Annotated in this window: 24 protein-coding genes and 1 riboswitch; of the genes, 10 read left to right on the forward strand and 14 right to left on the reverse strand. The window is 72.8% G+C overall.

What is annotated here, in order from left to right:
- Positions 1-8 precede the first annotated feature (8 nt).
- Genes ACIGEZ_RS02690 through ACIGEZ_RS02700 form a run of 3 tightly spaced genes read right to left on the reverse strand, consistent with a single transcriptional unit; the run spans position 9 to position 4916 of the window.
- Entirely contained in the window at positions 9-1484 is a 1476-nt protein-coding gene (locus ACIGEZ_RS02690; RefSeq protein ID WP_399824897.1) for an MFS transporter, read from the reverse strand.
- A 40-nt stretch (positions 1485-1524) separates the two neighbouring features.
- Positions 1525-2715: a lipid-transfer protein gene (locus tag ACIGEZ_RS02695; protein WP_399824898.1), complete on the reverse strand. Its 1191-nt coding sequence runs from the start codon at positions 2713-2715 to the stop codon at positions 1525-1527.
- Positions 2716-2726: 11 nt separating this feature from the next.
- Entirely contained in the window at positions 2727-4916 is a 2190-nt protein-coding gene (locus tag ACIGEZ_RS02700) for an acyl-CoA dehydrogenase (RefSeq protein ID WP_399824899.1), read from the reverse strand.
- A gap of 144 nt (positions 4917-5060) precedes the next feature.
- On the opposite strand from ACIGEZ_RS02700, the gene ACIGEZ_RS02705 reads away from it, so the two are divergent.
- Positions 5061-5900: a hypothetical protein gene (locus ACIGEZ_RS02705; protein ID WP_399824900.1), complete on the forward strand. Its 840-nt coding sequence runs from the start codon at positions 5061-5063 to the stop codon at positions 5898-5900.
- An 11-nt stretch (positions 5901-5911) separates the two neighbouring features.
- The gene (locus tag ACIGEZ_RS02710; RefSeq protein ID WP_399824902.1) at positions 5912-6322 is read left to right on the forward strand and encodes a DUF4259 domain-containing protein; all 411 of its coding nucleotides are present in this window, start codon (positions 5912-5914) and stop codon (positions 6320-6322) included.
- On the opposite strand, the gene ACIGEZ_RS02715 is transcribed toward ACIGEZ_RS02710, so the two are convergent.
- Genes ACIGEZ_RS02715 through ACIGEZ_RS02725 form a run of 3 tightly spaced genes read right to left on the reverse strand, consistent with a single transcriptional unit; the run spans position 6290 to position 7691 of the window.
- Positions 6290-6613, reverse strand: coding sequence for a hypothetical protein (locus ACIGEZ_RS02715; RefSeq protein ID WP_399824903.1), 324 nt, complete (start codon positions 6611-6613; stop codon positions 6290-6292). The two genes, ACIGEZ_RS02710 and ACIGEZ_RS02715, sit on opposite strands and share 33 nt — an antisense overlap.
- A gap of 15 nt (positions 6614-6628) precedes the next feature.
- On the reverse strand, positions 6629-6904 hold the full coding sequence (locus tag ACIGEZ_RS02720; RefSeq protein ID WP_399824905.1) for a DUF397 domain-containing protein: 276 nt from the start codon (positions 6902-6904) through the stop codon (positions 6629-6631).
- Complete coding sequence (locus ACIGEZ_RS02725; RefSeq protein ID WP_399824906.1) at positions 6873-7691, reverse strand: Scr1 family TA system antitoxin-like transcriptional regulator; 819 nt, start codon at positions 7689-7691, stop codon at positions 6873-6875. Before ACIGEZ_RS02725 ends, ACIGEZ_RS02720 begins: the two co-directional genes overlap by 32 nt.
- Before the next feature lie 74 nt (positions 7692-7765).
- Between ACIGEZ_RS02725 and ACIGEZ_RS02730 the strand changes: the two genes are divergently transcribed.
- The 3 genes from ACIGEZ_RS02730 (at position 7766) to ACIGEZ_RS02740 (ending at position 10452) form a co-directional block, all read left to right on the forward strand.
- Positions 7766-8086 carry an ATP-binding protein gene (locus ACIGEZ_RS02730; RefSeq protein WP_399824907.1) on the forward strand — a complete coding sequence of 107 codons (321 nt, stop codon included), beginning with the start codon at positions 7766-7768 and terminating at the stop codon, positions 8084-8086.
- 50 nt (positions 8087-8136) lie between these two features.
- Positions 8137-8775 carry a class I SAM-dependent methyltransferase gene (locus ACIGEZ_RS02735; RefSeq protein WP_399824908.1) on the forward strand — a complete coding sequence of 213 codons (639 nt, stop codon included), beginning with the start codon at positions 8137-8139 and terminating at the stop codon, positions 8773-8775.
- Positions 8776-8898: 123 nt separating this feature from the next.
- Entirely contained in the window at positions 8899-10452 is a 1554-nt protein-coding gene (locus tag ACIGEZ_RS02740) for a LamG-like jellyroll fold domain-containing protein (protein ID WP_399824910.1), read from the forward strand.
- Between the two features lie 3 nt (positions 10453-10455).
- Here ACIGEZ_RS02740 and ACIGEZ_RS02745 read toward each other — a convergent pair whose 3' ends face one another.
- Positions 10456-12252: a hypothetical protein gene (locus ACIGEZ_RS02745; protein WP_399824912.1), complete on the reverse strand. Its 1797-nt coding sequence runs from the start codon at positions 12250-12252 to the stop codon at positions 10456-10458.
- Positions 12253-12363: 111 nt separating this feature from the next.
- Here ACIGEZ_RS02745 and ACIGEZ_RS02750 point away from each other — a divergent pair, with 111 nt between their 5' ends.
- The 3 genes from ACIGEZ_RS02750 to ACIGEZ_RS02760 all read left to right on the forward strand — a co-directional run bounded on the left by ACIGEZ_RS02750 (position 12364) and on the right by ACIGEZ_RS02760 (position 15323).
- Positions 12364-13224 carry an N-acetylmuramoyl-L-alanine amidase gene (locus tag ACIGEZ_RS02750; protein WP_399824913.1) on the forward strand — a complete coding sequence of 287 codons (861 nt, stop codon included), beginning with the start codon at positions 12364-12366 and terminating at the stop codon, positions 13222-13224.
- Positions 13225-13326: 102 nt separating this feature from the next.
- A complete protein-coding gene (locus ACIGEZ_RS02755; RefSeq protein WP_399824914.1) occupies positions 13327-14193 on the forward strand; it encodes a DUF5336 domain-containing protein in 867 nt (288 codons plus the stop codon).
- A gap of 119 nt (positions 14194-14312) precedes the next feature.
- On the forward strand, positions 14313-15323 hold the full coding sequence (locus ACIGEZ_RS02760) for an LLM class F420-dependent oxidoreductase (RefSeq protein WP_399824916.1): 1011 nt from the start codon (positions 14313-14315) through the stop codon (positions 15321-15323).
- 87 nt (positions 15324-15410) lie between these two features.
- Here the strand turns inward: ACIGEZ_RS02760 and ACIGEZ_RS02765 are convergent, their stop codons facing one another.
- The 4 genes from ACIGEZ_RS02765 to ACIGEZ_RS02780 form a co-directional block, all read right to left on the reverse strand.
- Entirely contained in the window at positions 15411-15971 is a 561-nt protein-coding gene (locus tag ACIGEZ_RS02765) for a hypothetical protein (protein WP_399824917.1), read from the reverse strand.
- A gap of 85 nt (positions 15972-16056) precedes the next feature.
- Positions 16057-17133 (reverse strand): prenyltransferase, encoded by a 1077-nt coding sequence (locus ACIGEZ_RS02770; protein ID WP_399824918.1) that lies wholly within the window; start codon positions 17131-17133, stop codon positions 16057-16059.
- Positions 17130-17927 (reverse strand): class I SAM-dependent methyltransferase, encoded by a 798-nt coding sequence (locus ACIGEZ_RS02775; protein ID WP_399824919.1) that lies wholly within the window; start codon positions 17925-17927, stop codon positions 17130-17132. Before ACIGEZ_RS02775 ends, ACIGEZ_RS02770 begins: the two co-directional genes overlap by 4 nt.
- An 88-nt stretch (positions 17928-18015) precedes the next feature.
- A complete protein-coding gene (locus ACIGEZ_RS02780; RefSeq protein ID WP_399824920.1) occupies positions 18016-19353 on the reverse strand; it encodes a glycosyltransferase family 4 protein in 1338 nt (445 codons plus the stop codon).
- Positions 19354-19582: 229 nt separating this feature from the next.
- On the opposite strand from ACIGEZ_RS02780, the gene ACIGEZ_RS02785 reads away from it, so the two are divergent.
- Positions 19583-20221 carry a TetR family transcriptional regulator gene (locus tag ACIGEZ_RS02785; RefSeq protein ID WP_399824921.1) on the forward strand — a complete coding sequence of 213 codons (639 nt, stop codon included), beginning with the start codon at positions 19583-19585 and terminating at the stop codon, positions 20219-20221.
- 11 nt (positions 20222-20232) lie between these two features.
- Here ACIGEZ_RS02785 and ACIGEZ_RS02790 read toward each other — a convergent pair whose 3' ends face one another.
- The 3 genes from ACIGEZ_RS02790 to ACIGEZ_RS02800 form a co-directional block, all read right to left on the reverse strand.
- Positions 20233-20754: a hypothetical protein gene (locus tag ACIGEZ_RS02790; protein ID WP_399824922.1), complete on the reverse strand. Its 522-nt coding sequence runs from the start codon at positions 20752-20754 to the stop codon at positions 20233-20235.
- 131 nt (positions 20755-20885) lie between these two features.
- Complete coding sequence (locus ACIGEZ_RS02795; RefSeq protein WP_399824924.1) at positions 20886-21119, reverse strand: ferredoxin; 234 nt, start codon at positions 21117-21119, stop codon at positions 20886-20888.
- Entirely contained in the window at positions 21119-22588 is a 1470-nt protein-coding gene (locus tag ACIGEZ_RS02800) for an aldehyde dehydrogenase (protein WP_399824925.1), read from the reverse strand. The genes ACIGEZ_RS02795 and ACIGEZ_RS02800 overlap by 1 nt, the downstream gene beginning before the upstream one ends.
- 130 nt (positions 22589-22718) lie before the next feature.
- Between ACIGEZ_RS02800 and ACIGEZ_RS02805 the strand changes: the two genes are divergently transcribed.
- The gene (locus ACIGEZ_RS02805) at positions 22719-23771 is read left to right on the forward strand and encodes an MBL fold metallo-hydrolase (protein WP_399824927.1); all 1053 of its coding nucleotides are present in this window, start codon (positions 22719-22721) and stop codon (positions 23769-23771) included.
- Between the two features lie 64 nt (positions 23772-23835).
- Positions 23836-23913: riboswitch (cobalamin riboswitch) on the forward strand.
- Positions 23914-23974 lie beyond the last annotated feature (61 nt).

Genomic DNA, 23974 nt, shown 5'->3' on the forward strand with positions numbered 1-23974 from the left:
GCCGGCCGTCAGGGCTTTTGCCGCTCCCCCTTCGGCAGCCACACCGCCATCACCCCCGCCGTCGCCACCAGCACGGCCGCCGCCGCCGCGAAGGCCGTCGCGAAGCCGGAGGTCAGGGCCTCCGGGGTGGGGGAGCCGGAAGTGACCGAGGCTGCGACGGTCGACAGGGTCGCGAGGCCCAGGGCGCCGCCCATGGTGCGGGAGGTGTTGATGAGGCCGGAGGCCAGGCCGGCTTCGGAGGGTGGGGCGCTGGTGGTGGCCAGGATGGCCAAGGGGGTGGAGGCGATGCCCAGGCCGAACATCATCAGGATGCCGGGGACCAGGATCGCCGTCACGTAGGTGCCGTCCGGCGTCATCGTGGACTGCCAGGCCATCCCTCCCGCCGCGATCAGGGCGCCGAGGACGGCGACCGTGCGCGGGCCGACGAGGGGCATCAGGCGGGGGGCCAGTTTGGAGCCGGCGATGACGCTGACCGAGCTGGGGACCAGGGCCAGGCCGGCCTCCAGCGGGGTGTAGCCGAGCACGTTCTGCGCGTAGACCGTCATGAAGAACCACGAGCCGAAGGACGTCGAACCGCACAGCGCCATCGTCACGTTCGCCGCCGACACCGCGCGCGTGCGGAAGATGCGCAGCGGCATCAGCGGGGTCGCGGTTCGCTTCTCCACCGCTGTGAAGGCGGCCAGGAAGAGCACGCCGGCCGCCAGGGGGAGGAGTGTCGCCGCGGACGTCCAGCCCGACTCCTCCGTCTGCACGATGCCGTACGCCAGGGTCGCCAGGCCCGCCGTCACCAGGACCGCGCCCGGCAGGTCGAGGCGCCGGCCGCCGCCTACCCGGCTCTCGCCGAGCCACAGCAGCGCCGCCGTCAGGACCAGGGCGCCGATGGGTACGTTGATGAGGAGGACCCAGCGCCAGTCGAGCAGGTCGACCAGGACGCCGCCGACGAAGCCGCCCGCCGCGCCGCCCGCCGCGCCCACCGCCGTCCAGGTGCCGACCGCTCTCGTACGGGCCGGGCCCTCGGGTACCGCCGCCGTGACCAGGGTCAGCGTGGAGGGGGCCAGGACCGCCGCGCCCAGCCCCTGCACCGCGCGGGCGGCCAGGAGTTGCCAGCCTTCCTGGGCCAGGCCGCCCGCCACCGAGGCCGCCGTGAACAGGCCGAGGCCCAGCAGGAACATGCGCTTGCGGCCGAAGAGGTCCGCCGCCCTGCCGCCGAGCAGCATGAAGCCCGCGAAGGCGATGGAGTAGACGTTCACCACCCACTGCAGGCCCGTAGCCGTCAGCCCCAGGTCCGCCCGCATCGACGGCAGGGCCACGTTGACCACCGACACGTCGAGGACGACGAGGAACTGGCCCGCGCAGGCGATCGCCACCACCAGCCACAGGCGGCGGTGGCGGGTCGGTACGGACAGGGGTATGGAGGGCTCGGGCTTCTCGGCGGCTGTCGTTTCGGCTGGGTCGGTACGAGGGGGCTGCGGCATGCGTGTCATGGTCGCAGACGCCTCTCGCCCCGTACATCGGTATAACGACCTACGACCTCCGCAGCATCGTCACCACCGCCGCCCCGCCCAGTCCGATGTTGTGCGCCAGACCCACCCGCGCCCCCGCCACCTGCCGCGGACCGGCCTCGCCCCGCAGCTGCCACACCAGTTCCGCCGCCTGCGCCAGGCCCGTCGCGCCCAGCGGGTGGCCCTTGGAGATGAGGCCGCCCGAGGGGTTCACGACCCAGCGGCCGCCGTACGTCGTCGCGCCCGACTCGACGAGCTTGCCCGAGGCGCCCTCCTCGCACATGCCCAGCGCCTCGTACGTCAGCAGCTCGTTGATCGAGAAGCAGTCGTGGAGCTCCACGACATCGACGTCCTCGATGCCGAGCCCGGACGTCTCGTACACCTGTCGCGCCGCCGCCCGCGACATCGGGCGGCCGACGACGTCGATGCAGGAGCCGGAGGCGAAGGAGTCCTCGGTGTCGGTGGTCATGGCCTGGGCGGCGATCTCCACCGCCCGGCCCGCCAGGCCGTGTTCGTCCACGAAGCGTTCCGAGACCACCACCGCCGCCGCCGAGCCGTCCGAGGTCGGCGAGCACTGGAGCTTGGTCAGCGGCCGGTGGATGGTCTTGGCGGCGAGGATCTCCTCGACCGTGTACACGTCCTGGAACTGGGCGTTGGGGTTACGCGACGAATGGCCGTGGTTCTTGGCGGCGACGGCCGCGAGCTGCACCTCCGTCGTGCCGTACCGCTCCATGTGCTCGCGGGCGGCGTTGCCGAAGATCTGGGCGGTGGGCGGGGTCACCTCGAAGCCGTGGCCGGCCGCCATGATCCCGTAGTGGCGGGCCACCGGCGAGGTCTTGAAGTCGCCGCCGTCCGAGCCGCCGCCCAGCGCGCCGCGCGCCATCTTCTCGAAGCCGAGCACGAGGACGCAGTCGGCGATGCCGCCCTCCACGAACTGCCGGGCCATCATCAGCGCCGTCGACGCCGTCGCGCAGTTGTTGTTGACGTTGTAGACGGGGACGCCGGTGAGCCCGAGTTCGTACGCGGCGCGCTGCCCGGCCGTGGAGGCCTGGAAGCAGTAGCCGACGGGGACCTGCTCGACGAGCCCGTAGGGGATGCCGGCGTCGGCCAGGGCGGCGGTGCCGGCCTCCTTCGCCATGTCCCAGTACTGCCAGTCCCTGGTCTCCGGCTTCTCGAACTTCGTCATGCCCACGCCCACGATGTACGCCTTCACGGGAACACCCCTCAGTCTCTCGGCAGGCCGAGCAGGCGCTCGGCCACGACATTGAGCTGTACTTGCGTCGTCCCGCCCGCGATCGTCAGGCACCGCGACATCAGCAGCCCGTGCACGGCCCGCTCCCCCGGCCCCTCGCGCAACGCGCCCGCGTCGCCGAGGAGTTCGAGGGTGAGTTCGGCGACCTTCTGCTGGTGGAGGGTCTGGACGAGCTTGCGGACGCTGGCGCCCGGGCCCGGCTCGAGCCCGGACACCTGAAGGAGCGTGGTGCGCAGGCCGATGCAGGCGAGGGCGTGCGCCTCGGCGATCAGGGCCCCGACCCTGACCCGTACGGAGCCGTCGGCGATCTCGCCCGCCGCGGCGATCAGTGCCTCCAGGCCCGTGTCGAAGGCGACCTGGTCGGCCATGTGGACGCGCTCGTTGCCGAGGGTGTTGCGGGCGACCCGCCAGCCGTCGTTCACCTCGCCGACGACCGCGTCGGCGGGCAGCACGGCGTCGTCGAACCACACCTCGTTGAAGAGGGACTCTCCGGTGATCTCCTTCAGCGGCCTGATGTCGATGCCGGGGGTGTTCTTCATGTCGACGACGAAGTAGGTGAGCCCGCGGTGCTTGGGCGCGTCGGGGTCGGTGCGGGCGAGGAGGATGCCGTAGTCGGCCCACTGGGCGGCGCTCGTCCACACCTTCTGCCCGTTGATCCGCCAGCCGCCGCCCCCGCCCTCGACCGGCTCGGCTCTCGTACGGAGCGAGGCCAGGTCGGAGCCCGCCTCGGGCTCGGAGAACAGCTGGCACCACTGCTGCTCGCCGCGCAGGGTGGGCCCGAGGTGGCGGTCCTGCTGGGCGGGGGTGCCGTAGGCGATCAGGGACGGTACGACCCAGGTGGCGATGGACAGCGGGCTCAGCGCGATGCCGGCCGCCTCCATCTCGCGCTGGACGGCGAGTTGTTCGAGGGGTCCCGCGCCGAGTCCGTACGGCGCCGGGAGGTGCGGCGCCGCGTAGCCGGTGCCGGCGAGGGCGCGGCGGGCGGCGTGCGGGTCGAGCCCCACGGCGGGCGCGAGCGCCTCCCGCGCCTCGGCGCGGAAGGCCTCGGCCTCCTCCGGGAGTTCGAGGCGCAGCGCGCGCCGGGCGCCGGCGGCGGCGTGGCGTACGGCGGTCAGCCGGTGGGTGTCGCCGGAGCCGAGGAGCTGGCGGGCGACGAGGGCGCGGCGCAGGTACAGGTGGGCGTCGTGCTCCCAGGTGAAGCCGATGCCGCCGAGGATCTGGATGCAGTCCTTGGCCAGTCCGTACGCGGTGTCGAGCGCGGCCCCCGCGGCGAGCGAGGCGGTGAGGGCCCGTACGTCGGCGGCTTCCTCGCGCGCCGCGCGGGCGGCGTCCCAGGTGAGCGCCCTGGCCTGTTCGAGCCGGACCAGCATGTCGGCGCAGAGGTGCTTGACGCCCTGGAACCGCCCGATCGGCTTCCCGAACTGCACGCGGGTCCGGGCGTGTTCGGCGGCGATGTCGAGGACGCGGGCGGCGGTTCCGCAGGCGTCGGCGGCGAAGAGCACGGCGGCCAGGTCGGCGACCAGGGCCGAGTCCACTCCCCCGACGATCCGGCTCGAGGGCACCGGCACCCCGTCGGCGGTGACCTCGGCCGTCGGCCGCGTCGGGTCGGCGCTCTCGTGCGGGCGTACGTCGAGGGTGCCGGCGTCCACCGCGAGCCACACGGTGCCGTGCCGGGCGCGCGCGGGCAGGATCAGCAGATCGGCCTGGGCGGCGCCGATGACCGGCGGCGCGACCCCGTCGAGGACGAAGCCGTCGGCCGTGTGCGAGGGCGCGGCGGTCAGGGTGCCCGGCCCGAGGGCGACGGCGCCGGTCCGCTCCCCCGTGCCGAGCGCACCGGCGTCCTCCCCCCGCCCGGCGCGGTGCAGCAGCTCGGCGGCGAGGACGGTGGGGAGGTACGGGCCGGGCAGCAGCGCCCGCCCCGCCTCCTCCAGGACCACCGCGAGGTCGACGAGGTCCCCGCCGCCCCCGCCCCCGTACCCCTCGGGGAGGTGGATGCCGAGCAGCCCCTGCGCCGCCGCCCCGTCCCAGTACGCGGGCCTTCCGGTCGCGCCGCCGGGCGCGTCGAGGTGCTTGCGGACGTCCTCCGGCGGTACGGCGCGGGTGAGCCAGCCGCGGACGGATCGGGCGAGCTCCCGCTGTTCGTGCGTGATGGCGATGCACATGGCACGGCAGACTAGAACACGTTCCAATCTGACGGAAGGTCAGAAAGAGGCTCGGTTGCCGCCGCGCGGGATGACGTCCGTCACCGGTAGTGTCGGGATCTTCGGCCGGCGCAGCCGCCCGGAGTCCCGTGAGGCGAACCGACGATGACGCACGTCGACGACACCACCCCCGCCCGCCGCCGGCTCGACCGCGCCCTGGACGGCCTGGCCGTCACCTTCCGCGGCGCGACCGCCCGCGCCGACGAGGTCCAGTGCGACTGCCACTGGGGTGACCCGGAGGAGCTCGCGCAGCTGAAGGTCCCGGACACCGAGCTCGCCCCCGACCTCCTGCGCCGCACCTGGCGGGCCCCCGACTGGGCCGACCACGGCGCGGTGCTGCGCCGCGTCCTGCCGCAGTTCGCCCGCTCGCTCGCCGACGGCCCCGTGGACCCCGCGTTCGACATGGAGGAGGTGGGACGCGCGTTCCTCCGCGCCCGCTGGCTCCAGTGGCCCGCGGACCAGTCAGCGGCGGTCCGCGAGTTCCTGGACGCCTGGTGGGCCCACGGCCTCACCGCCCCGGATCCGGCCGTCCCCGTCCACCACCTCCTCGTCCTGTGCGCGGAGGCCTCCGGCACCCTCACCCCGTGGCTCGCGGCCTGGGAGGCCCTCGACGACGACACGGCCGACCGGCACCTCTCCGAGGCCGCCGCCCACTGGGAGTGGGACCTGCTGGGCGACGAACTCCCCTGGCACGCCTGGGAGGTCGACGAGGAGGCCCTGCGCGCCGAGCTCGCCGCCTGGCTGGCCCGGCACGCCCCCGCACGGCTCCGGCGCCGGGGCGCGTCCGAGGACCTGCTGAACCGCGTGCGGCTCATCGGACTGCCCGCCCCCGCCCGCTGGGACGACCCCCGCATGCCCGGCCGTCACTACGGAACCGGCGGCGTTGTCAGTGGCGGGTGCCAGCATGAGGAGCAGCAGTCGGGACCGCCGGCACGGACGGAATGAGCGAGTACGCCATGGGCACTTGGGACATCGGCCCCTTCGACAACGACACCGCCGCCGACTTCTCGTACCGGGTCGACGAGGCCGCCGCGGCCGACAAGGCGGCGGTGCTCCTCGTCGCCTTCCGCGAGGTCACCGAGACCGGCGACGACTACCTGGACGCCGACCTGGCCGTCGAGGCCGTCGCCGCCGCGGCCCTGGTCGCCGCGCAGTGCCCCGGCGGCGAGCCCGTCACCACCTCGTACGGCCCCAAGCAGGCCATACCGGCCGTCCCCGCCGCCCTCCGCCCGCTCGCCGTCGCCGCCCTCGACCGCGTCCTCGGCGCGGACTCCGAGCTGCTGGAGCTGTGGGAGGAGTCCGACGGCGAGGAGTGGAAGGCGGGCGTCCTGCGACTACGCGCGGCGCTTGCGGGCGCGGGCGCGTAGGGCGAGCACGACGGAGGCGACGGTCGCCGCGACCACGGTGACCGCCAGGGCGAGCAGCAGCGGGTTGACCCAGCCCGGGACGATCTCCGCTCCGTCGCAGACCAGGCTCACCGGCATCCCGCTCGACGAGTCGGGGGTCACCTTGTTCCCCGCGTTGAAGTAGCAGGCGTCCTCAGGGAAGAGGAACGGCAGGTACGTCAGCCCGTACGCGTGCACCGCCCCGCCCGCGACCAGCGCGAGCAGGGCGATCCAGGCGGCGATCTTGGCTGGCGAGGGGAGCGTGCTGGTCATGCACGTCCCGACGCGTCAGCGTCGCCCGACGGTTCCCTCGGCAGTGGCCGCCACGAAGGCCGCGAAGGCCGCCGGGGCGGCGAGGAAGACGGGGCCGGCGGGGTTCTTGGAGTCCCGGACGGCGACGTGTGCGGCGAGGTCGGCGACCTCGATGCACTCGCCGCCGTTGGAGCTGCTGTACGACGACTTGCGCCAGGCGGCGGCGCCGAGGGGGGCGCACTCGACGCAGTCGCCGCCGTTGGAGCCGCTGTATGACGACTTACGCCACTTCAGGCCCTGACTGGTGCCCATACCGTTCCTCCATCACACGTGCGATCAGAGCCGCCGAGTCCTCCCGGGAGAGGGCCGCGGCTTGCAGCCGAGCGTAACCGACGGAACGTTCCCTGATCACTTGCGGATTGGCGGTCATGTGACCGCTGTCGTAGCTCTCCGCGTAGAAGATGTCCGGGTCGTCGTCGAAGCGCAGGAGGTTGAACGACCCCATCATGGCCGCGTGCTGGCCCACTCCGAACGGCAGCACCTGCACCTGGATCCACGGATGGTCGCGGAAACTCAACAGGTGGGCGAGTTGATTCCACATCACCTCCGCCCCGCCGATCTCCCGGTACAGCACGGCCTCGTCGAGGATGGCGCACAGCACGGGTGGGTTCTCGCGCTCCAGGATGCGCTGGCGTTCCATTCGGGCGGCGACCATCTCGTCGGCGCCGCCCGGGTTGTCCACGCTCAGGACTGCGTGAGCGTACGGCTCGGTCTGGAGCAACCCGTAGACCAGCTGCGCCTGGTACGTCGAGATGTACGTCGCCTTCGCTTCCATCTCCGCGTACGGCTGGAACCAGTTCGGCAGCTGGCTCTTCAGGACCAGGCCGATCAGGCGCGAGAACAGCCCGCCCGTCATCAGCGCCGCGTCCAGCCGTTCCGAGAACTGGCGGGTCGGGACCTTCTTCGCCGTCTCTATCTGGCCGACGAGCGAACCCGTGCAATACAGGATGTCGCCCAACTGCTCCTGGCTGAGCCCCGCCTCCTCCCTCAACCGGCGTAACTCCGAGCCGTAGTAGTCCAGCGGCGAGGCGTCACGCAACAGACCTCTACCCTGCGGCTCTTGAAGCGAGCTACCGGATGGGCTTCACCGTGGGTGAGCACTCCGCCGGTCACATGCGTCGCATCCTCCGCATGTTCCTCACGCGCTGGGGACTCGGCCGGCTGTCCGACTCCGGCGAGCTGGCGCTCACCGAGCTCGTCGCGAACGTGGTGCGGCACGTGCCGGGGCGCCGGTGCACGGTGCTGCTGCTGCGGGAGCCGCACGGGCTGCGGGTGGAGGTGGCCGACGGGGTGCCGGGGCCGCTCGTGGCGAAGGCGGCCGGGCCGCTGGACGAAGGCGGGCGGGGGCTGGCCCTGGTGGAGGCCGTGACAGACCGGTGGGGGGTCATGGAGGGGGTCGGGGGGAAGACGGTGTGGTTCGAGTGCGACGGGTAGGGCACGATGGGCGCCCGTACCCGCGTACTCACCAGTAGGAGGACCCGCCCATGGCCGCCGCCGAGCCCACCCCCGAGATCCTTGCCGCCTTCGAGGCCGCGAAGGGCTTCATGCCGGTCAAGGAAGGGCTCGCGCTGTACGCGGCTGCCGCCGAGGCGGCGGAGCTGGGCCTGCCGCTCCTGGAGGTCGGCACATACTGCGGGCGCTCGACGATCCTGCTCGCGGACGTGGCGCGGGCGGCGGGGACGGTCGCGGTGACCGTGGACCACCACCGGGGCAGCGAGGAGCAGCAGCCGGGGTGGGAGTACCACGACCCGACCGTCGTCGACCCGGAGGTCGGCGTCATGGACACCCTGCCGACCTTCCGCCGGACACTGCGCAAGGCCGGCCTGGAGGACCACGTGGTCGCGGTCGTCGGCCGGTCGCCGCAGGTCGCGAAGGTGTGGGGCGGTCAGCTCGGCTTCGTGTTCGTCGACGGCGGTCACACCGACGAGCACGCGACGGCGGACTACGAGGGCTGGGCGCCCAAGGTGGCCCCCGGCGGCGTGCTCGTCATCCACGACGTCTTCCCGAACCCGGAGGACGGCGGTCAGGCTCCGTACCGGATCTATCTGCGGGCGCTGGAGTCCGGTGACTTCGAGGAGATCTCGGTGACCGACTCCCTGCGGGTGCTGCGGCGACGCGGCTGACCCGCGGAGGTTATGGTCTCCCCGCTCTTGATCGTCCACTCTCAGCGGGGAACCACCTTGTTCAGACGCAGCGCCCGAGCCGCCCGGCTTCGCCGGGGCGGATTCCTGGGCTCACTCATAGCCGTGTCACTGGCGTCCGCGCTGTCCGCGCTGTCCACCCCGGCCGCCACCGCGTCCACCGCGGGCACGGCCCTGGAGGTCGAGTCCGTACGGGCCATGACCTGGAACATCTGCGGTGAGGCGGGCGGGAGCCTGCCCACCGAGGACGACGCGCACCCGGACTACTGCCCGTTCCGCAACGCGCCGCAGACCAAGGCTGATGCCATCGCCGACGTGGTGGCGGCCCGCGGCCTCAACGCCGTCCTGCTCCAGGAGGTGTGCGCGGGTCCCGCGGACAGCGTTCTGGGCCGGCTGCAGGCGAAGCTGGACCCCGCGGTCTGGCACTTCGTCACCGCCGAGGTGAAGCGTCCGGACGGGACCTCGAACTGCCGGGGCGCCCTGACCGGCACCGTGAGCGTGGCCATCGGGGTCAAGGGCACCTTCGACGGGGAGCCGGTCCGCGAGCCGCTGCCGGTACCCAACCCCGGCTTCGAGCGGGCCCAGACCCTGTGTGCGGGGGTCGTCGGCTGGCGGACGAAGCTGTGCACCACGCACCTCACCAACGCCAAGGACATGCCGGCGGGCACGTACGCCAAGCAGGTCGAGGCCGTGCGTGCGCGGGTCGCGCAGTACCCGTGGGTGGTGCTCGGCGGCGACTTCAACACGTCGTACCAGCCGAACCTCAAGCCCCTGTTCGACCTGATGCCGGAGTGCGACGCGAAGTCGTACGCCCTGGGCGACGCGGCGAACGAGGACACCCAGTTCCACCGGACCCCCTCGACCGGGCCCTGGCAGTACGAGTCGGTCAAGATCGACTACCTCTTCGGGCGGGCGGGCTTCACCGGCTGCGACTCCTGGACTCAGATGGCCGATCAGGCCCTCTACTCGGGGACGGTCACCACCCCGACCGGGATCTCCGACCACACCCCGCTGTACGGCTACACGCGCGGGGTCCCGCAGCTCGCCTGGGGGCTGCACGACGCGTCGGGGACCACCGCCGCCGACACGTCCGGCCACGACCGCACCGGCACACTCGGCGGTGGGGCCGCCTGGGGCGCCGAGCGCGGCGGCTCCGTCGCCCTGGACGGGACCGGCACGGTCTCGGCGGCCGGGCCGGTGGTGAGCACGAACCGCAGCTTCAGCCTGTCACTGTGGGCGAAGGTCGCCCCGGGGGCGGGAACCGGGGCGGTCGCGTCGCAGGACGGCGGGACGACCAGCGGCTTCATCCTCTGGTACGACGCGGGCGCCGGGAACTGGCGGTTCGGGATGCCCACCGAGGACACCGCGGGCTGGCACATCGACCAGGCCTACGCCTCGACGACGACTCCGGCCGGCGTCTGGACGCACCTCGCCGGCACCTTCGACGCCGCCTCCGGGAAGCTGACGCTGTACGTCGACGGCAAGGTCGCGGCCACCCAGACGCACACCGCCCTGTGGGCGGCGAGCGGCCCGTTCGTCATCGGCCGCGACCTCGTGAGCGGAAACAGGAACGCCTACTTCAAGGGCTCCGTCTCCGACGTCGCCGTCTTCGACCACCCGCTGACGGCGGCCGAGGTCGCCGCCCTCGGTACCGCGTGACCGTCACCTGAACAGCGACGTCACGTACAGGCAGTTCGTGTAGTTGTAGCCGGACTCGATCTTCGCGTTGCTCGCCTTCTTCACGCTTGCCGAGGTGCCCGTCCCGTCCCGCTTCTGGAGCATCTGGTAGGTGCCCGGGGGCAGCATCAGGGTGCGCTTCGGGTACTTCGAGGACGGGCCGGAGCAGGGCTTGTTCTTGCCGCCCACCGGCAGGATGCCCGGATAGGTGGTGCAGCCGGAGCAGGCGGGGATGGTGAGGCGGCCGGTGACGGGGCCGGTGTAGAGGAGTTCGACCTCGCCGGGGCCGTCGTTGCTGACGACCATCACCATGCCGGAGCCGTCGGACGTGGCGCCCGAGGGGACCTTGTCGCCGGCCGCCGGGGTCTCCTCGGCGATCTCGGCGGCGATGGCGACGTTGCGGGCCTGGGCGGTCTGCGGGCTGGACGGGTAGGCCTTGACGTAGGCCTCCATCGCCGAGACGGCCTCGCCGTACTCCTTCTTCTTGTAGTGGTCGAGTCCGCACGCGAAGTCGCCGCGCTGGATGGTCCGTTCCGTGTCCTTGCCGAGCGAGCCGAAGGTCGCGCTGGGCAGCAGGTCGACGGTGGTGTCGAAGCGGCGCAGTTCCGCGGTGGTGTCGCAGGGCGCGACGGCCAGGGACTTGTCGCGGGTGCGCAGGCCCTCGCGGAGGGTGGGCTCGACCTTCTGCGCGAACGGGGACTGCGGGAAGGTGGAGAGCAGCTCGTTGAGGTGGGCGCCGGAGCCGGCCTCCTGGCCGGCCGAGCCGATGGCCTTGGTGCCGCACTCGAACCAGGACTCGGCGAGCGGCTCGTCGGCCTTGCCGACGAGGCTGCCGAGGAGCCCCCGGTCGACGGTGCCGGGCAGGGCGCGCAGGTGCTTGAGGGCGGGGACGGCGGCGCAGTAGTCCTTCTTGTCGTACGGGGCGGAGACCGTCTTGTAGTAGGCGGCGAGCCGGTCCGGGACCTGCTTTCCGGCGCGTGAGCCCGCGTGCCTGGTGCCCAGGTCCTGGTAGGTGGCGAGGGCCTGGCGGTAGGTGGCCTCGACGCTGGTGAAGGTCTGGCCCTCGCTCTGCCTGACCTGCGTGTCGGCGGTGGCGAGCCGGTCGAGCAGCGACTGCTCGATGGCCTCGTCCCGGGCGGCACCGTAGGCGAAGGTGCCGCCGCCGGGGACGACGAGCAGAAGGGCGAGCGCGACGGGCAGCACGAGGCCGCGCCGGCCGGGGAGCGCGAGGCGCTCCGGGTGGGCATGCAGTGCGCGCCGGGCCCCGTCGGCGGCCGTGGCCAGGACGAAGACCGCGTAGGCGATGAGGACGCCGAGCGGGATGCCGTCCGGGTCGGCGGGCAGGGCGACGACGAGCAGGGCGATGGTGGCGGCCCAGCAGAGGGCGGCCGACTTCCCGTGCTTGAGCAGGGCGTAGCCGAGGCCCAGGCAGGACAGGTTCAGCAGGCCGACGGCGGCGGCCTGCGCCGGGTTCGCGGGGCCCGGCGGCGGCAGCGGGGCCGTCGGAGGCGCGTCGTACGGCGGGTAGCCGGGGGGTGTCGGCGGTACCGGCGGATGAGTGCCCCCGGCGACCTGGTCCTGCGGTGGCGCCGGCGAAGGAGCCGGTGCCGGCGAAGGGGCCGGAGGCTGCGAAGCGGCCGGTGCCGGCGAAGCGGCCGGTGGCGGCGAAGCGGCCGGTGGCGGCGGGCCTGACGGCGCGTGCCCCGCCCCCTCCGGGCCGTTCCATTCCCACGGTGACGGCTGCCGGCCCGCGTTGGTGTGGTCGTGATCTTCCCCCGCCACAGGTCCCCCTCTGTGGTCGATGCGATGATGCCCGCCACATACCCTTCACCCTCTTCTCACACACGTCCAGCGATACGGGCAATCCGGCGCCGGAACGCCTACAGTCGCGGGGTGCCGTACGACCACCGCGGGCTGCTCGCCCTCCCCCTGGCCCTGACCGCCTGCGCCGCCCTCACGGGCTGCGGGGGCAATGCCGCGTCGGCCCCGCAGGCGGATACCAAGGCCGGCGCCACCGCCACCGCCTCGGCCACCGGCAAGGCCGGCGGCGCCATTCCCGCAGGTCCGCCGCGGAAGGTGCCGCCGCTGGCCGGGCGGACGGTCGTGATCGACCCCGGCCATAATCCCGGTAATTTCCGGCATTCCTCGGAAATCAACAAGAAGGTGAATATCGGGACGAGTCGCAAGGAGTGTGACACCACGGGCACCTCCACGAACGCGGGCTACACCGAGGCCGCCTTCACCCTCGATGTTTCACACCGTCTTCGCGATCTCCTCAAGGCCCAGGGCGCCGAGGTCGTCCTCGTCCACGACGCCGACCGCCCCTACGGCCCCTGCATCGACGAGCGCGCCCGGATCGGCAACGCCGCCTCGGCCGACGCCGTCGTCTCCGTCCACGCGGACGGCTCGGCGACCGGGAACCGGGGCTTCCACGTGATCGTGCCCGAGCACGTGAAGGCGGGCGCCGCGGACACCGCGAAAATCGTGGGACCGTCCCGCGCCCTGGGTGAGAAGCTGGTCACACAGTTCGGCCGCGCGACCGGCAGCCACCCCGCCAACTACATCGGTTCCGGCACCGGGTTGGATGTACGCGAGGATCTCGGGGGCCTCAATCTCTCAACCGTCCCCAAGGTCTTCATCGAATGCGGCAATATGCGTGACCCGAAGGACGCCGCGCTCCTGACCGACGCCGCGTGGCGCCAGAAGGCCGCGCAGGGCATCGCGAACGGCATCGGGGCCTACCTCAAGGGGTAGGACCGAGGAGCGATCGGGCGAACGATAGATTCGCTCCGTACGATGGGGCCGCCCCCGTGCTTCGCGCCACCCCGACGAGACGACCCGACGAAGGACTCTTACGTGAATATCCGCTCCCTCACTCGAGGCGATGGCGTGCTGATCGGTGCAGCGGTGGTGCTGTTCATCGCCTCGTTCCTCGGCATCTCCGGCTGTGACGCGCCCGGCAACTACTGCGACGCCGTCGACACCCCGTACTCCTGGGAGATGTCGCCCCTCGGCTGGGGCGCCTTCTTCCTCGGTATCGCCGGTGCCGCCCTCGTGGTCGTCTCCCGCGGCCTGCCGCAGCAGCGCAAGGTGGCCGGCCTGGAGCTCGGCCAGGTCGGTGCCGCGTTCACCATCGCCTCCGCCTGGACCCTGCTGATGTGGGTCTTCGAGTCCTCCAACGCCGGCGCCGGTCTGATCCTCGGCCTGATCGCCGCGCTCGTGCTCGCCGGTGCCACCGTCGCGGGCCCGCTGGTCCCGGCCCTCAACGCGCCGCTCGTGGGTGCCCCGAAGCCGCAGACCCCGCAGCCGTACGGCATGCAGCCGGGCCAGCCGGGCGTCCCCGGTGCCGGCTACGGCTACCCGGGCGGCCAGCAGCAGCCGGCGCCGTACGGTGCCCAGCCCGACCCGTCGCTCGGCGCCGGCCAGCCGTTCGGCGCGCAGCCGCAGGCCGCACCCTCCCAGCCGCAGACCCAGCAGCCGCAGCCGGCCCAGCAGCAGCAGGACACCGCTCCGGCGCCGGCCGGGGACTTCACCCCCTTCTGGTTCGCCGTCCCGGTCGCCCGCCCGCTGTACGCGGAGGACGGCTCTCAGGCCCCGATCGCCGAACTGGCCCCCGGCACCTGGTACCTGGCGGTCGAGCAGCGCGGCCAGGCCCTGGTCGCCCAGACCCAGGACGGCCGCCGCGGCGTCCTGCAGGACACCACCGGCATCCAGCGCGGCTGACGGCTCCCGCGGAGTCGCCACCCTCGCCGACGGCCCCCCGCCCGGATTCCCTTCCGGGCGGGGGGCCGTTGCCGTACAGTCCGAGCCGAGCTGACACATCGTCAGAAAGGCTGCCCGCCATGCGACTCGGACTCGCCCTCGGCTACTGGGGCCGCGGCCCCTCCCCCGCCCACCTCGACCTCGCCCGCGAGGCCGAGGCGCTCGGCTACCACTCGGTGTGGACCGCCGAGGCCTGGGGCTCCGACGCCTTCACCGCGCTCACCTGGATCGCCGCCCACACCTCCACGATCCGGCTCGGCACGGCCGTCGCACAGATGGCCGCCCGCACCCCGACAGCCACCGCCATGCACGCGCTCACCCTGGACCACCTGTCCGGGGGCCGGATGATGCTCGGGCTCGGCCTTTCCGGGCCGCAGGTCGTCGAGGGCTGGTACGGGCGGCCCTTCCCCCGCTCGCCGCTCACCGCGACCCGCGAGTACGTGGACGTCATCCGGCAGGTGCTGCGGCGCGAGGGGCCCGTGGCGCTCGACGGGCGCTACCACTCCCACCCGTACACCGGCCCCGACGGCACCGGCCTCGGCAAGCCCCTCAAGCCCATCACCCACCCGCTGCGGGCCGGCCTCCCCGTCCTCCTGGGCGCCGAGGGACCCAAGAACATCGCCCAGACCGTCCGGATCGCCGACGGCTGGCTGCCGCTCTACTGGTCCCCCACGCGCTGGGCCGAGGTGTACGCGCTCCCCGACCCCCTGCCCGAGGGCTTCCTGGTCGCCCCGATGGTGCGCGCCCACGTGTGCGACGACGTCACCGAGGGGCTGCTGCCCGTCAAGGCGATGCTCGGCTTCTACATCGGCGGCATGGGGCACGCGGCCCGCAACTTCCACGCCGACCTCATGGGGCGCATGGGGTACGAGGCGGAGGCCCGGCACATCCAGGAGCTGTTCGCCGCCGGGCGGCGCGAGGAGGCGGTGCTCGCCGTGCCGGACGCCTTCGCCGACGAGATCTCCCTGGTCGGCCCGCGGGAGCGGATCGCCGAGCGGCTCGCGGCATGGCGGAAGGGCCCGGTCACCGACCTCCTGGTCACGGCACCGGACCCCGCCACACTGCGCACGCTCGCCGAGCTCGGCCTCTGACCGGGCCGGTCGGCCGGGCCTCTGACCGGCCCGCCGACCGGCCCGCCGCTCGTCCGTCTCGGGCCGCCGCCCGTGCGCGTGGCCCGCTCATCCGCCGCCCAGCTGGGACGTGCTCGGCACCTTCTCGACGACCTCGGCGCCCGCGCTCTTGCCCGCGTCCTTCACGTTGTTGATGACGTCCTCGAACGCACCGACGTCGGCGTCGCCCGCCTCGCCCTTGCGCAGCTTCGTGCCGAGGTCCTTCAGCGACTCGATCCCCGCGGTCAGCGGCGCCACCGCCTTCGAGAGCAGCGGGTCCCCCTTGGCGTTGTTCACGGCCGCCTTGAGCCGGTTGTACGTGAACGCGCCCGCGAGGCCGGCCTTCACCAGGGCGAAGGTCCGCCCGTCCGCGCCCTTCTTGAACTTGCCCTCGCGGTACGGCTTGATGATCCACTGGTACGTGGCGCCCGCCGCCAGGCCCGCGTTGGCCACGAACCGGGTCTTGGCCAGCCGCTGCTGCTCGAAGCTCGCCGAGCTCGTCGGGGTCGCGTCCGAGCTGGTGGTCAGGCTCTGCGAGCCGTCCGAGCCGCAGGCCGCGGTGGTGGCGAGCAGCGCTCCGGACAGGAACAGGGCGACGAGGGCGCGGCGCGCACGTATGAAGGTGGGCACGGTGAGACCTCCCTGGGGGCTGTGGCGCCAGCCTCGCCCCCGGCCCGCCGGTGCGCCACCGGAGTGAGTCCGTACGGGTTCCCCGTCAGCGGCAGCAGTCGGGCTCCAGACCGCGCGGCAGGCGCTCGCCGCCGAAGACCGCGACCGTCGCCTCGTCGCCGCCGAGGGCCGCCACCGCGAGCAGCAGGGATCCGGCGGTCCAGGTGGTCTGCTCCTCGGGCCAGACGGCCCGCTCGCCCTCGAAGACGTAACCCGTCCAGTAGTTGCCGTTCGCGGCGCGCAGGTGCTGGATCGACTGGAGGATCTCCAGGGCCCGGTCGGACTCGCCCATCGCCCACAGGGTGAGGGCGAGCTCGCAGCTCTCGCCGCCGGTGACCCACGGGTTGGGCAGCACGCAGCGCACGCCGAGGCCGGGCACGACGAAGTCGTCCCAGTGGGCGTCGATACGGGCCTTGGCCTGGGGTCCGGTCACGGCGCCGCCGAGGACCGGGTAGTACCAGTCCATCGAGTAGCGGGACTTGTCGAGGAAGCGCTCGGGGTGGCTGCGGATCGCGTGGCCGAGCGCGCCGGCCGCGAGCTCCCAGTCGGGCTGCGGCTCCTCGCGCTCGTCGGCGATGGCGAGGGCGCAGCGCAGCGCCTGGTGGATGGAGGAACTGCCCGTGAGCAGGGCGTCGTTCACGGGGGTGCCGTCGGCCTCCCGCTTCCAGCCGATCTGGCCGCCGGGCTGCTGGAGCCCGAGGACGAACTCGACGGCCGCGTAGACGACGGGCCACATCCGGTCGAGGAAGGCGTCGTCGCCGGTCGACAGGTAGTGGTGCCAGACGCCGACGGCGATGTACGCGACGAAGTTGGACTCGCGGCCGCGGTCGGTGACGTCCTCGGGGTCGCCGTCCTGGTAGGCCGCGTACCAGGATCCGTCGGCGTTCTGGTGCCGGGCCAGCCACGCGTAGGCGCGGTCGGCGGCCTCGTGCTCGCCGGCGGTGTCGAGGGCCATGGCGGCCTCGGTGTGGTCCCAGGGGTCGAGGTGGTGTCCGCGGAACCACGGTATGGCGCCGTCCGCGCGCTGTGCGGCAAGGATGCCGGCCACCGTACGGGCGGCCTCGTCGGCGGTGAGTACGCCGGGCAGCACCAGGTGCTCGGCGATCCGCTCGGGAGAGGTCACGCGCCGGCCTTCGCGGCGTCGGCGTTGGCGGCGTCGGCGTTGGCGGCGTCGGCGTTGGCGGCGTCGGCATCGGCCTTGGGCAGGTGGGGCTTGGTCGCGTACGCCACGAAGCTCTTGCCGACGACCGGGTTGAGCAGCTGCTCGGCGACCCGGGTCAGGGCGGGCTTCTTCATGATGTCCCAGACCAGGAGCTTGTGGTACGCGCGGACCGGCAGCGCCTTGTCGTTGTCGACGCCGAAGGCGCACTTGAGCCACCAGTAGGGGGCGTGCAGCGCGTGGGCGTGGTGGGTCCCGTACGGCTTGAGGCCGGCCTGGCGCATCTTGCCGAGCAGCTCGTCGGCCTTGTAGATGCGGATGTGGCCGCCCTCGACCTCGTGGTACTCGTCGGACAGCGCCCAGCAGACCTTCTCGGGGCCGTAGCGCGGGACGGTGACGGCGATGCGGCCGCCGGGCTTGAGGACCCGGACCATCTCGGCGAGCACGCCCTTGTCGTCGGGGATGTGCTCCATGACCTCGGAGATGATCACGACGTCGAAGGACTCGTCGGGGAAGGGCAGGTTCAGCGCGTCGCCCTCCATGGCGGTGGCGCTGGCGCCGGCCGGGGCCTCACCGGCCTCCTTCATGGCGGCGAACCACTTGGCGACCTCGCGGATCTCCTCGCCGTTCTGGTCGAGGGCCACGACCTGGGCGCCGCGCCGGTAGCACTCGAAGGCGTGCCGGCCCCCGCCGCAGCCCAGATCGAGCACGCGGTCGCCTGGGGCGAGCGGGAAGCGGGTGAAGTCGACGGTCAGCACGGGGTCTGCCTTTCAGTGGCTTCAGTTGCGGGGGGCCGCGTTTTTTGCGAAGGGGGCGTGGGGGGGCGCGGAGTCGGGGGTGCGGGGCTCAGGCGCGGGGGGCTGCTGTACGGCTCCGGGCAGCGCCCTGTCGGGCGATGGCCTCGCGGTACAGCTCGGCCGTCCCCTGCGCGGCCCTGGCCCAGGTGAAGCGGGTCAGCACCCGCTCCCGCCCGGCGCCGCCGAGCCGTGCGCGCAGCGCGGGATCGTCCAGGACCCGGCCGAGGGCGGCGGCGAGGGAGCCGGCGTCGCCCGGGGGCACGGCCAGGCAGGTCTCGCCGTCGGGTCCGGCGACCTCGGGGATGGCGCCGCCGGTGGTGGCGACGAGCGGGGTGCCGGTGGCCATGGCCTCGGCGGCTGGCAGCGAGAAGCCCTCGTAGAGGGAGGGGACGCAGGCGACCTGGGCGGAGCGGTAGAGGTCGACGAGCTCGGCGTCGGTGACGCCCTTGACGAACCGCACGGCGCCCTCGAGCCCGTACCGCTCGATGGCCTGGGCGACCGGTCCGGCCTCGGCGCGCTTGCCGACGACGACGAGGTGGGCGTCGGGGTTCTCGGTGCGGAGCTTGGCGAGCGCCTCGACGAGGTGGACCAGGCCCTTGAGGGGGACGTCGGCGCTGGAGGTGGTGACGATCCGGCCGGGGATCTCGGCGACGGACGGGTCGGGGGACCACAGGTCGGTGTCGGCGCCGATGTGGACGACGCGGATGCGGTCCTCGCGGACACCGAGGTGTTCGACGATCTCCTGGCGCGAGGTGCCGGAGACGGTGAGGACGGAGGGCATCCGGCGGGCGACCCGCTTCTGCATGCGGGTGAAGGCGTACCAGCGGCGGACGGAGGCGCGGCGCTTCCAGTCGGCGGCGGCGTCGAGTTCGAGCTGCCGGTCGACGGTGATGGGGTGGTGGATCGTGGTGACGAGCGGGGCGCCGAGGGCGCGGGGGCCGCCGAGGAGTCCGTAACCGAGGGTCTGGTTGTCGTGGACGACGTCGAAGTCGCCGCTGCGGGCGGCGAGCATGCGCCGGGCCCGCAGGGAGAAGGTGAGCGGCTCCGGGAAGCCGCCGGTCCACATGGTGGCGACCTCGAGGGCGTCGATCCAGTCCCGGTACTCCTCGCGCCCGGGGGTGCGGAAGGGGTCGGGCTGGCGGTAGAGGTCGAGGCTCGCTATCTCGGTGAGCGGAACGCCCTCGTCGAGGGTCGGGTACGGCTGGGAGCCGATGACCTCGACGCTGTGGCCGAGGCGGGCGAGCTCGCGGGAGAGGTGGCGGACGTAGACGCCCTGGCCGCCGCAGAACGGGTTCCCCTTGTACGTGAGGAGAGCGATCCGCAACGGACTGTCACCGCCCGCGGTGACGGACTGCCGGGGGCTTGCCTCTATGGCCTCCGCGGTCAACTGGGACCCCCTTCGAGCGTGCTTTTCGCGGGAGCGTATCCGCCCGCGCTAATCTAGAACAAGTTACAGACTTGATCGTTCATGATCATCGTTCATGATCTTCTTGATCGCTCAAGGAGCACAGAATCTACCGGCAGGTAGCTCGGCCGCGAGATCCGGATCAGGTGATTCGCGCCACGGCGGGAGCCCCGCCATACTGTCGCTCCGCCACCGCACGGAACGGGACCTCATGACCGCGGAAGACAGACCTGCGTCACCGCCCCTGACAGAGCGCCAGGAGGCGCGTCGCCGGCGCATCCTGCACGCCAGTGCGCAGCTCGCCGGGCGGGGCGGTTTCGACGCCGTACAGATGCGGGAGGTCGCCGAGGCGGCCGGAGTGGCGCTCGGCACGCTCTACCGCTACTTCCCCTCCAAGATCCACCTGCTGGTCGCCACCATGCAGGACCAGCTCCAGCACATGCACACCACGCTCCGCAAGCGCCCGCCGGCGGGCGAGGACCCGGCCGAGCGGGTCGCCGAGACGCTGATGCGGGCGTTCCGCGCCCTGCAGCGCGAACCGCAGCTCGCGGACGCGATGGTGCGGGCGCTGACCTTCGCCGACCGCAGCGTGAGCCCCGAGGTGGACACGGTGTCCCGGCTGACGACCGCGATCATCCTGGACGCGATGGGGACGCAGCACCCGACGCCGGAGCAGCTGTCGGTGGTGCGGGTGATCGAGCACACCTGGCACTCGGCGCTGATCACGTGGCTGTCGGGGCGGGCGTCGATCGCACAGGTGAAGATCGACATCGAGACGGTGTGCCGGCTGATCGACCTGACGGCGCGGGGCGCCGGGGCCGCGCCCGGCACGGCGGCCGGACGCGGCTGAGCCCCGCGGGCTCAGGACTTCTTGTTCTTCTCCAGGTCGGCCTTGAAAGGCGCCTCGCAGGTGGCCGAGGTGTCGCTGGCGATGAACATCACCATCTTCAGCGCGCCCATGCTGTGGTCGCTGGCCTTCAGCTGCCAGCCGCCCTTGGTGAGGGTCTGGATGGTCGAGCCGCCCTGGGAGAAGTTCTGGCCGCTCTTCCAGCCGCCCTTGCCGAGGGTCGCGACCGTGTCGGTGTAGGACTTCTTCGGGTCGGCGGCCTTCTCGGCGTCGGCGGTCCAGGAGACCATGCACTTCTCCAGGCCCGGCGGCACCGCGTCGCCGGTGGCGTCCTGGGCGAAGCCGGCGCCCGTCGCCGCGGTCTCGATCTCCGTCCTCACGGCGTCGGCCGTCAGCGCCTCGCCCCCGGCCTCCGAGCCGCCACCGGCGCCGGCCGAGGACGAGCCCCCGGTCGCCGCGGACGAACCGCCCTTGTCCGAACCGCCGCTGCTCCCGCACCCCGCGACCAGCAGCACCACACCGGCAGCCGCGGCCACCTTCCCCCAGGCGACGCTCGACTTCGCTCGTACAGGGGGTACCCCCATCGACTTGCGCACAACACTCCCAATTCCGGGCGTACGAAGGCCCCTTGCCCCCGTGATCAAGGGAGTAGTTTTGCATAAGGAAACTAGTCCTCCGGCGGGAAGACCGGCTCCCCGCCGTCGAGGAGGGTGATCGAGATGGCCTCGACCGGGCAGCCCTCGGCCGCCGCGAGGACGCGTTCGTTGGCGTCCGGGGCGGGGTCGCGGGGGTGGGACTGGCGGGCCGGGTCGAGGCGGAAGCCGTCCGGGGCGTGGTTGATGCACATGCCGGAGCCGATGCAGACGCTCCGGTCGACCTCCACGTGCCAGCGGTCGCCCATCACGCGCCACCCGGCCCCTCGTAGCCCGCGGGCAGGTGGATCATCTTGTGCTCCAGGTACTCGCTCAGCCCCTCGGGCCCGAACTCCCGGCCAAGGCCGCTGTTCTTGTAGCCGCCGAACGGGCCGAGCATGTCGAGGCTGAAGGTGTTGACGTTGAAGGTGCCGGTGCGGACCCGGCGGGCGAAGTCGACGCCGTGCTCGACGTCGCCGGTCCAGACGCTGCCGCTGAGGCCATAGTCGGAGTCGTTGGCGACGCGCAGGGCCTCGTCCTCGTCCCCGTACGGCAGCAGGCAGATGACCGGGCCGAAGATCTCCTCGCGGGCGATCCGCATGGTGTTGTCGACGCCGCCGAAGAGGGTCGGCTCGACGTACCAGCCGCGCTCCAGGCCGGCCGGGCGGCCGCCGCCGGTGAGGACCTTGGCGCCCTCGGCCTGGCCGATGCCGATGTAGTCGAGGGAGCGCTGCTGCTGGCGGCGGGCGACGAGCGGGCCGACCTGGGTCGCGGGGTCGAGCGGGTCGCCGACCACGAGCGCCCCGGCCGCGGCGGCGAAGGCCTCGGCGATCTCCTCGTAACGGGAGCGCGGGGCGAGGATGCGGGTCTGGGCGACGCAGGCCTGGCCGTTGTTCATCCAGGCGGCCGGGACGATCCCGGCGACGGCCGCCTCCAGGTCGGCGTCCGGCAGGATGACGGCCGCGGACTTGCCGCCGAGTTCGAGGGTGACGCGGGTGAGGTTGCGCGAGGCGACCTCCATCACGCGCTTGCCCGCCCCGACCGAGCCGGTGAAGGAGACCTTGTCCACCCCCGGGTGCCCGACCAGGTACTCGCTGACCTCCCGGTCGGCGGGCAGGATCGACAGCACGCCCTCGGGCAGCCCGGCCTCGGCCGCGATCTCACCGAGGATGTACGAGTCGAGGGGGGACTCGGGCGAGGGCTTGAGGATCACCGTGCACCCGGCGAGCAGCGCCGGCCCGAGCTTGGCGGCGGCGGTGAACTGCGGCACGTTCCACGGCACGACGGCCGCGACGACCCCGACCGGCTCGCGCCGCACGAGCAGCGGCCCGAGCACGCCGGAGCGCCGCTCCTCGTACGCGTACTCCCGCGCGACCGTGATCGCCGAGTCCCAGACCATCATCGCGCCGAGCGCCTGCGCGAGGACGGACCAGGAGTACGGGGAGCCGTTCTGCGCACTGATGGACCGCGCGATCTCCTCGTGCCGTACGGCGATCGCGTCCTTGATCCGCCCGACGACCTCGATCCGCTGCTCCAGCGTCATCCGCGGCCAGGGCCCCTCGTCGAAGGCCCTCCGGGCGACGGCGACGGCCCGGTCGACATCGGCCTCGGCGGCGTGCGGGACGCGGCCGATGACCTCCTCGGTGTGCGGGGAGATCACCTCGATGACGTCACTGCCGAGCGGATCGGCCAACTCACCGCCGATGAACAGTTTTCCGTGCTCCACAAGCTCGGTCATGACCGACTGCCTCCCCGGGGACCGCACGTCGACTCTGGCTTTCTGACTGTGTTTCAGAACTGATACCAGTTCTAGTTATAGTGGGCAATGGTCGAGCAAGCTCCGTACCGCCGTGGAGAGATGAGGCCTCATGACCCAGCCGACCCAGCGGGTGACCGAGCACGGCGGAGGGGTCTGGTCGTTGCGGGTGCCCATTCCGGACAACCCGCTCGGCCACACCCTGGTCCATGTCCTCGACACCGACCGCGGGCCGGTGCTCGTCGACACCGGCTGGGACGACCCCGCGTCGTGGGCCGAGCTCACCGCCGGGCTCGGCGGGCTCGGCCTCTCCGTTGCGGACGTCCACGGCGTGGTCGTCACCCACCACCACCCCGACCACCACGGCCTGTCCGGCCGGGTCCGGGAGGAGTCCGGCGCCTGGATCGCCATGCACGCCGCCGACATCGCCGTCGTACGCCGCACCCGCGACGCCGAACCGGGCACCTGGCTCGACTACCTGGCCCGCAAGCTCGCCGCCGTCGGCGCCCCCGACGAGCACACCGCCCCGCTGCTCGCCGCCCGCGCAGCCGGCGGCCGGATGCGCACCCTGCCCGGGCTGCGCTCCGCGCTCCCCGACCGCGAGATCGTCCCCGGCGAGCTCCTCGACCTCGCCGGCCGCCGCCTGCGCGCCGTCTGGACGCCCGGCCACACCCCCGGCCACGTCTGCCTCCACCTGGAGGAGACACACCCGGCGAACCTCCCCGGCCACGGCCGGCTCTTCTCCGGCGACCACCTGCTCCCCGGGATCAGCCCGCACATCGGCCTGTACGAGGACCCCGACGACTCCACCGCCACCGACCCCCTCGGCGACTACCTCGACTCCCTCGAACGCATCGGCCGCCTCGGCGTCGCCGAAGTGCTCCCCGCCCACCAGTACGCCTTCCCCGACGCCGCCGGCCGGGTCCGCGAGCTCCTCGACCACCACGAGGAACGCCTCACCGGACTGCTCTCCCTCCTCGCCACCCCGCTCACCCCGTGGCAGCTCGCCGAACGGATGGAGTGGAACCGCCCGTGGGACGAGATCCCGCACGGCTCCCGCAACATCGCCGTCAGCGAGGCCGAGGCCCACGTCCGGCGGCTGGTGAAGCTGGGGCGGGCGGAGCCGGTGGCGGGGACGGAGCCGGTGGAGTACGTGGCGGTGTGACGTACAGCGCCCGGGGGCGAAGGGCGCCGGCCGGTAGAGTGGGCGATCGTCGTCATGCCCGTACAGGGGGAAGCCGGTGGAAATCCGGCACTGACCCGCAACCGTGAGCCGCCCATGCAGAGGGCGGTGAGTCGGAACGCCCGGTACGGGACGTGAGCGCCGGCACCGTCGAGGAATACGGCGCCGGAGGCTGGCTCCCCGGG

The sequence above is a fragment of the Streptomyces sp. NPDC085481 genome (genome assembly GCF_044541845.1).
Classification (GTDB): domain Bacteria; phylum Actinomycetota; class Actinomycetes; order Streptomycetales; family Streptomycetaceae; genus Streptomyces.

Bases quoted from the DNA above. Each gene is read 5' to 3' on its own strand.
- ACIGEZ_RS02690 (WP_399824897.1), bottom strand. From the start codon at position 1,484: ATGACACGCATGCCGCAGCCCCCTCGTACCGACCCAGCCGAAACGACA.
- ACIGEZ_RS02700 (WP_399824899.1), bottom strand. From the start codon at position 4,916: ATGTGCATCGCCATCACGCACGAACAGCGGGAGCTCGCCCGATCCGTC.
- ACIGEZ_RS02705 (WP_399824900.1), top strand. From the start codon at position 5,061: ATGACGCACGTCGACGACACCACCCCCGCCCGCCGCCGGCTCGACCGC.
- ACIGEZ_RS02710 (WP_399824902.1), top strand. From the start codon at position 5,912: ATGGGCACTTGGGACATCGGCCCCTTCGACAACGACACCGCCGCCGAC.
- ACIGEZ_RS02715 (WP_399824903.1), bottom strand. From the start codon at position 6,613: ATGACCAGCACGCTCCCCTCGCCAGCCAAGATCGCCGCCTGGATCGCC.
- ACIGEZ_RS02720 (WP_399824905.1), bottom strand. From the start codon at position 6,904: ATGGGCACCAGTCAGGGCCTGAAGTGGCGTAAGTCGTCATACAGCGGC.
- ACIGEZ_RS02730 (WP_399824907.1), top strand. From the start codon at position 7,766: ATGCGTCGCATCCTCCGCATGTTCCTCACGCGCTGGGGACTCGGCCGG.
- ACIGEZ_RS02735 (WP_399824908.1), top strand. From the start codon at position 8,137: ATGGCCGCCGCCGAGCCCACCCCCGAGATCCTTGCCGCCTTCGAGGCC.
- ACIGEZ_RS02760 (WP_399824916.1), top strand. From the start codon at position 14,313: ATGCGACTCGGACTCGCCCTCGGCTACTGGGGCCGCGGCCCCTCCCCC.
- ACIGEZ_RS02785 (WP_399824921.1), top strand. From the start codon at position 19,583: ATGACCGCGGAAGACAGACCTGCGTCACCGCCCCTGACAGAGCGCCAG.
- ACIGEZ_RS02795 (WP_399824924.1), bottom strand. From the start codon at position 21,119: ATGGGCGACCGCTGGCACGTGGAGGTCGACCGGAGCGTCTGCATCGGC.
- ACIGEZ_RS02800 (WP_399824925.1), bottom strand. From the start codon at position 22,588: ATGACCGAGCTTGTGGAGCACGGAAAACTGTTCATCGGCGGTGAGTTG.
- ACIGEZ_RS02805 (WP_399824927.1), top strand. From the start codon at position 22,719: ATGACCCAGCCGACCCAGCGGGTGACCGAGCACGGCGGAGGGGTCTGG.